Source organism: Streptomyces sp. NPDC091280, assembly GCF_044768565.1.
GTDB lineage: Bacteria > Actinomycetota > Actinomycetes > Streptomycetales > Streptomycetaceae > Streptomyces.
This window is the reverse complement of the sequence record NZ_JBIVUZ010000038.1, coordinates 1-6,016: the sequence shown is the minus strand read 5'-3', so window position 1 is coordinate 6,016 and position 6,016 is coordinate 1. Positions and strand designations below refer to the sequence as shown.

Below are 6,016 nucleotides of genomic sequence, written 5' to 3'. Positions count from 1 at the left end.
AGGTATTCGGCGGTCTGCGAGACCAGCGTGTCGGGGTCCGGCGCGCGATAGCCGGGCCAGGCCTTGTGGAGGCGCGCGTTGCCGAAGACCTTCGGGCGGAACAGCTGGGCGGAGAACGGCGACACGGACTCCAGGGCGTCGAGGACCGGGCCGTGCGGGAGGGTGCGCAGGCCGTTGATGAGGTTGGCGAAGGCCGCTTCGTCGACCAGCAGCGGGCGCAGGATCTGGCGCCTGAGGAAGCTGCTGTCCTGCTCGAAGGCGGTGAACATCAGGTCCACGATCCGGCCCAGCCGCGGGGTCTGGTCCAGGTCGGGGCAGACGTGGTAGATGCCGGGTTCGGCGGCGAGCAGGGCCATGGTCGCGTTGACGGTGAAGTCGCCGGTGCCCAGGGAGACCGGGACGTCGGGGAGGCCGGGCATCAGCGAGAGCAGGCCGTAGTAGAGCAGTTTGAGCGTGTTGTGCACGGCGTTGTACTGGCTGACGTGCCCGGTGTCGTCGTCGGCGATGATCGTGGGGACCCGGGCGATGGTGGCGGGCAGTCCGCTGTCCAGGACGAGGCGTTCGGCCGCGTGCTTGGACCACTCGTAGTAGTTGGCGAAGCGGACGACGCCCGGCGGGTCGTCGGCGTCGGTGCGGGGTTCCTCGACGGTGCCGGCGGGTTCCTCGGCGATGTCGCCGGTGGCGAGGCCCGCGGTGTACAGGGTCGAGAGCAGGACGACGCGCTCCAGGTCGGGGCAGCGCTCGGCCAGGGCCAGGACCTGTTCGGTGCCTCCGATGTTGACCGCCTGCGCGGTGGCCTTGTCGACGGCGAACCTGGTCACGGCGGCGGCGTGCACGATGTGGGTGATCCCGGCGGTCGGAACCGCGTCGAGGGCGCCGGGGACGGTGAGGTCGGCCTCGGCACGGCCGTAGGCGAGGACGTCGCCGTAACCGCCGTGTTCCCGCAGTGCTTTGACGGTCAGGCCGCCGACGTAGCCCTTGGCTCCGGTGACGAGAACGGTCATGACGGGTTCACACCGCCTCCAGGATGGTGGCCTGCCAGTTGAGGCCGAAGCCGGCCATGGTCAACAGCAGCTTGTCGCCGGACTTGACGCGTCCGGACTCGACGAGCGCCGCGAGGTTGAGCACGTTGTCGGCGGAGATCACGTGCCCGGCGTCGGGCAGCGTGACGCTGACCACCTTCTCGGTGTCGATCTTGAAGAGGTGGGCGAGGACCGTCCAGGCCACGTCGTTGGTGTTCTGGGTGACGACCCAGTCCAGGTCGGCGGCCTTGAGCCCGGCCCGCTGGAGGGTCTGGGCGATCAGCCGGTGCATGTAGCTGAAGTAGCTGCCCACGGTCTCGTCGTCGCTGGCCATGCCGAGGCCGCCGTTGGTGATCTGGTGGCTGGCGACGAGCCGGAACGCGCCCTCGCTCGGTTCCCTGCTGACGACGCAGGCGGCGGCCCCGTCGGAGATCACGTTGTACGCCTGCTCGTAGACCGCGTTCTCGGGGAACCGGTCGGCGCTCACGCACAGCACGCGCTCCCATGTGGGTTCGCTGCCGAGGAGGGCGCCGGCGATGCGCAGTGAGCCGAGCATCGAGGTGCAGGCCTGCTGGTTGAGGCCGATGGCGATGGCGCCGTCCAGCTTGAAGTCGGCCTGGAGCCTGCTCACCGGGAAGTCCATCAGGTGCTTGACGTCCCGGCTGGTGCGCCATTCCTCGTCGCTGCCCAGGTTGCCGTTGAGGGGCAGGCAGGTGGCGTACACGATGGCGTCGGCGCCGGCCGCCCGGTCCGCTATGGGGCGGACGGCGGCGCATGCCAGGTCGTAGGCCGAGGTTCCGGGCTCGCACATGTAGTGCCAGCGGAATCCCGCGGCTTTCATGTCCTCGGCGGAGGAGAAAAGCCTGCCGGCCGCCGCGGATTCATTGACGTGGCTTTTGCGTTCGCCTAGCGCGTACTTGAACGAATCGATGTAGAGGGATTCCAACACCGAGCTCCCGTCTTCGCGCCGGGCCGTTGTCTGGCTCCGCGAATTATGTGGGCGGAATCATCGATGGAATGAGCATAGTTCCGGCGGTTCAGGCAAATCCCTAGTCACTTTCGGGAACGTGCCGCGCCGAAAGACGCATTCCGTTTCTCCTCGCCGGGCCGGCCGTGGTGCGCCGGTGCCGGGGGTGTCACATGAGCCGGGTGCCGGGGAGCTTCCCGGCCGACCACAGCTGCCACATCGCGCGCCGCTGGGGCTTGCCGCTCGATGTACGGCGGATCAGGCCGCGTTCGCCGGAGATGACGGCGATCTCGGGGTCGGGGCCGAGTTCGGTGCGCAGGGCCTGGGTGACCTTGTCGGCCCAGGGGCCCGGTTCGGCCTCGGCGAAGACGGCGATGCCGGGCCTGCCGCCGTCGCTCATGCTGACCACGGCCATCCGGTTGAGTCCGGCGGCCTCGCGGGTCTTCAGCTCCAGGTCCTCCATGTACACGGTGCGGGCCCGGACCTTGAGGCTGTCGCCCATCCGGCCCAGGACGTACAGGTCGCCGTCGTGCACGAAGCCCGCGTCGCCGGTGCGCAGCAGCCCGTCGAAGGGCTCGTCGCCGACGTAGCCCTCGGCGACGGACCGGCCGGTGATCACGATCTCGCCGAGCGAGCCCTCGGGCAGCGCTTCTCCTTCGGCGTCGGCGATCTCGACCTCGACCTGGTCGACGGGTATCGGCCAGCCCTGTCCGGCCAGCCAGCCGGCGCCGTCGGCGGCGTCGGGGCCCAGGTCGCCGGGCGGCGGCAGCAGCCGGCCGGTCTCCAGGATCCGCACCGGTTCGCCGAACCGCATGTTCTCCCAGTCGGGCCGTACGACCCGTCCGGGGCGGCCGACCGCGCCCGCGGTGACCGCGGAGGTGTTCTCCGCCAGCCCGTAGGCGGGGTGGATGACCGCGGGGTCGAACCCGGAGGGGGCCGCCGCCGCCGCGAAGGCGCGCAGCGCACCGGGGTCGGGCACCTCGCCGCCGACAATCGCGGTCCGCCATCCGGACAGGTCGAGTTCGGCCCACTGCTCGGGCCGGAGGCGGCGGGCGACGTAGCCGAAGCCGAACGACGGTGCTCCGGCGTGCGCGGCCCGGCCGGGGCCCAGGCTGGAGAGCCAGCGCTCGGGCCAGCGGATGAACTGGTCGGGCCGCATGAGCCACAGGTCGCCCTGCCGGGCGGCCGTCATCACGCAGGCCAGCAGGCCCATGTCGTGGTTGAACGGCAGCCAGGAGGCCATCCCGTCGCCGTCCTTCCACTCCATCCAGCGGTAGAGGACGGCGAAGTTCGCGACCATGTTGTCCCAGGTGACCTGGATGGCCCGCGGGCTGCGGGTGGTCCCCGAGGTGAACTGCAGTATCGCGACCGGGCCCGGTTCCCTCAGGGGTCCCGCGCCGGCCGTGTCGCGCCGTACCTCACTGACCTCCGTCACGCCCGCCAGCAGCGGGGCCGACTCGGCGTCCGCGAACGTCACCGCCGGGCGGGCCTGTTCGAGGATCGCGGCGGTGTGTGTGGTGTACTCCTCGCCCGCCCCGTAGCCCGGGACCGGGAGCATCGTGGCGCAGCAGCCCGCCGCCCAGGCCCCGAACAGCGCGGCCAGTCCGTCGCGGCTGCCCGGCAGGGCGATCGCCACGACGTCGCCGCGGCCCACGCCCCGAGCGGCCAGGTCGGCCGCGACCGCGCGGGCGTCCTCGGCAAGCTCCGTGTACTCCACCCGCTCCCAGCCGTCCCGCTCCCCGGCGAACCACACGCCGTGGCCGGGAGACGGCTCGCTCAGCCACCCAAGTATCGACATGCGCCCCATCCTGCACGAGACGGTCGCGATAGTGACTAGGGATTTGCCTGAGTCCCCCGGCCTACGATCGCCCCTGTCGATGATTCCGGCCCGACAATTCGCGGACCCAGGCGGCAGACCTGGAATGAAGACGGGAGCTCGATGTTGGAACCTCTCGATATTGATTCGTTCAGGTCGCACCTGACGTTTAACAGGAAACAATTCCGCGACGCCGCTGCTATTTCCGTCTCAGGAGGCGACATGAGTGATTGGCCGCATGGGCGCGCGGGAGTCGGGTCATGAGCCTCGCGGATTCCGTGGCGGCGGTCGCCAAGCGGCTGAGCGAGGTCTCCCAGCACTCGTACCAGAACCCCTACACCGCCCTGGACTGGCCGGAGACCGTCGACCCCGACGTGGACTGGTTCTCCTCCCCCGAACTCCTCAGCCTGGCCGGCACCCCGGAGTGGGACGCGATGCCCGAACCGGCCCGCAAGCGGCTCGCGTTCTACGAGGCGGTGAACTTCTACAGCCTCAACATCCACGGCGAGAAGTCCCTGATGGCCGGCCTCGCCGAGCGGCTGTACCGCAAGGAAATGATCCAGGTCGCGGACTACCTGCACCACTTCCTCGACGAGGAGAACAAGCACAGCATCTTCTTCGGCGGGTTCTGCACCCGGTACGCCCGCGTGTACCGCAGCCGTCAGTTCTCCGTGAACGAGGAGGAAGTGCCGCGTGACGTGGGCGACTTCCTCTTCTTCGCCAAGACCATGATCTTCGAGGAGATCGTGGACCACTACAACTGGCTCCAGGCCCGCGACGAGCGGCTGCACCCGGTGGCCAGGTACATCAACCGCAACCACCACGTCGAGGAGGCCAGGCACCTGATCTTCGGGCGCCAGCTGGTCACCGAGCTGTGGCGGACGCAGGAGTGGGACACGCAGACGGTCGAGGACGTGCGCGGATACCTCGCGGCGTTCATCACCAGCAGCTGGCGGGAGTACTACAACCCCGACGTCTACGCGGACGCCGGCCTGGCCGACCCCTGGGAGGCAGCCGAGAACGCGTGGCAGTCGCCGGCGCAGCGGGAGCACCGCCGTACCGTCACCGCCAAGTGCCTGGGCTTCCTCGCCGCCGAGAAGATCCTTCCCGAGGAGCCCGTCGATGCTTTCTGAACCGGACTTCCGCGCCGAGCTGCGCGCGTGGGTCAGTGAGAAGTCAGGGGTCGAGGTCACCGACCACAGCCCGATCTTCGCCGACCGGACCCTGCGGTCCGTGCACATACCGGAGCTCCTGCTGCTGATGGAGCGCCTTCGGGGTACGCCCATCGACGTCGAGGACCTGCGGCCGACGGACTTCCGTGACATCGACACGCTCGCCACCCGGTTCGGGGTGCGGTCGTGATGCGCTGGCACGAATCCGGACAGGCCTCGCTCTCCGGCGAGTTGCTGCGGCTGGCCCAGGACGCGGACGCGGCCTTCGTGCGGCTGGCGGGCGCCTGGGGGGCGGGGGCCGAGCGTCATCCGTCGACGCTTCCGGCGGACGTGCTGCGCAGGACCGGCTATCTGCGGTCGTTCCCGCACCAGGCCACCTTCGCGGTCGGCTTCGACCCCGGCGCCCTCGGTGACTTCGCCAAGGACCCCGACCAGGACCCGGCGCCCTTCCTCGGGGCGGCCACCGAGATCCTCACCCCGGCCGCGTGCTACCACCTCTACCCGGCGCACGAGGGCGAGGCCCTCGCCGAGCCGCTGTACCTGACCACGGTGAACACCTGCTATCGGCGCGAGAAGGAGTACGTGCCGCTGCGCCGCCAGTGGTCGTTCACCATGCGGGAGATCGTCTGCCTCGGCACCGCCGAGGAGACCGCGCGGTTCGCGCGCCGGACCACCGAGGCGGTGACCCAACTCTTCGAACTGGCGGGCCTGGACGTCGAGTGGGAGCACGCGACCGACCCGTTCTTCGAGCCGGAGCAGAATCCGGCCTTCCTGCTCCAGAAGCTGAGCCCGGTCAAGCGCGAGGCGACGTACGGGGATCTGGCCATCGCGTCGGTGAACCTGCACCACGAGCACTTCGGCGAGGCGTTCGGCATCACCAGGGCGGGGCAGGACGCGCATTCGGCGTGTGTCGCCTTCGGCCTGGAGCGCTGGCTGGCCGCGATCCAGGGCACGCACGGCGAGGACCCCCGGTCCTGGCCCGATCTGCCCGCGCTCGCCGCGGAGGTGGTCGCCACATGGCCGCGGTCGTAGCGGAGCC

The 6,016-nt window shown here is 70.0% G+C and carries 6 protein-coding genes; 3 read left to right on the top strand and 3 right to left on the bottom strand.

The genetic code is table 11. The features are described 5' to 3' along the window. From ACIQPR_RS49005 to ACIQPR_RS48995, 3 genes are all read right to left on the bottom strand, one after another. Positions 1–1,004: SDR family oxidoreductase (locus ACIQPR_RS49005; protein WP_403664338.1), on the bottom strand; the 1,004-nt coding region annotated here is incomplete at its 3' end. 7 nt (positions 1,005–1,011) lie between these two features. Further along, the gene (locus ACIQPR_RS49000) at positions 1,012–1,968 is read right to left on the bottom strand and encodes a 3-oxoacyl-[acyl-carrier-protein] synthase III C-terminal domain-containing protein (protein WP_403664335.1); all 957 of its coding nucleotides are present in this window, start codon (positions 1,966–1,968) and stop codon (positions 1,012–1,014) included. 190 nt (positions 1,969–2,158) lie between these two features. After that, positions 2,159–3,787, bottom strand: coding sequence for an AMP-binding protein (locus ACIQPR_RS48995; protein ID WP_403664333.1), 1,629 nt, complete (start codon positions 3,785–3,787; stop codon positions 2,159–2,161). 278 nt (positions 3,788–4,065) lie between these two features. Between ACIQPR_RS48995 and ACIQPR_RS48990 the strand changes: the two genes are divergently transcribed. From ACIQPR_RS48990 to ACIQPR_RS48980, 3 genes are read left to right on the top strand one after another with little or no spacing between them, the layout of a single operon-like run. Then, complete coding sequence (locus ACIQPR_RS48990; RefSeq protein WP_403664330.1) at positions 4,066–4,938, top strand: diiron oxygenase; 873 nt, start codon at positions 4,066–4,068, stop codon at positions 4,936–4,938. Beyond that, positions 4,928–5,167, top strand: coding sequence for a hypothetical protein (locus tag ACIQPR_RS48985; RefSeq protein WP_019065483.1), 240 nt, complete (start codon positions 4,928–4,930; stop codon positions 5,165–5,167). Before ACIQPR_RS48990 ends, ACIQPR_RS48985 begins: the two co-directional genes overlap by 11 nt. Further along, positions 5,167–6,009 (top strand): aminoacyl--tRNA ligase-related protein, encoded by an 843-nt coding sequence (locus ACIQPR_RS48980; RefSeq protein ID WP_403664326.1) that lies wholly within the window; start codon positions 5,167–5,169, stop codon positions 6,007–6,009. The genes ACIQPR_RS48985 and ACIQPR_RS48980 overlap by 1 nt, the downstream gene beginning before the upstream one ends. Positions 6,010–6,016 lie beyond the last annotated feature (7 nt).

What these genes read in the sequence shown, in the direction of transcription:
- ACIQPR_RS48990 (WP_403664330.1), top strand. Translation starts at nt 4,066, where the DNA reads ATGAGCCTCGCGGATTCCGTGGCGGCGGTCGCCAAGCGGCTGAGCGAG.
- ACIQPR_RS48985 (WP_019065483.1), top strand. Translation starts at nt 4,928, where the DNA reads ATGCTTTCTGAACCGGACTTCCGCGCCGAGCTGCGCGCGTGGGTCAGT.
- ACIQPR_RS48995 (WP_403664333.1), bottom strand. Translation starts at nt 3,787, where the DNA reads ATGTCGATACTTGGGTGGCTGAGCGAGCCGTCTCCCGGCCACGGCGTG.
- ACIQPR_RS48980 (WP_403664326.1), top strand. Translation starts at nt 5,167, where the DNA reads ATGCGCTGGCACGAATCCGGACAGGCCTCGCTCTCCGGCGAGTTGCTG.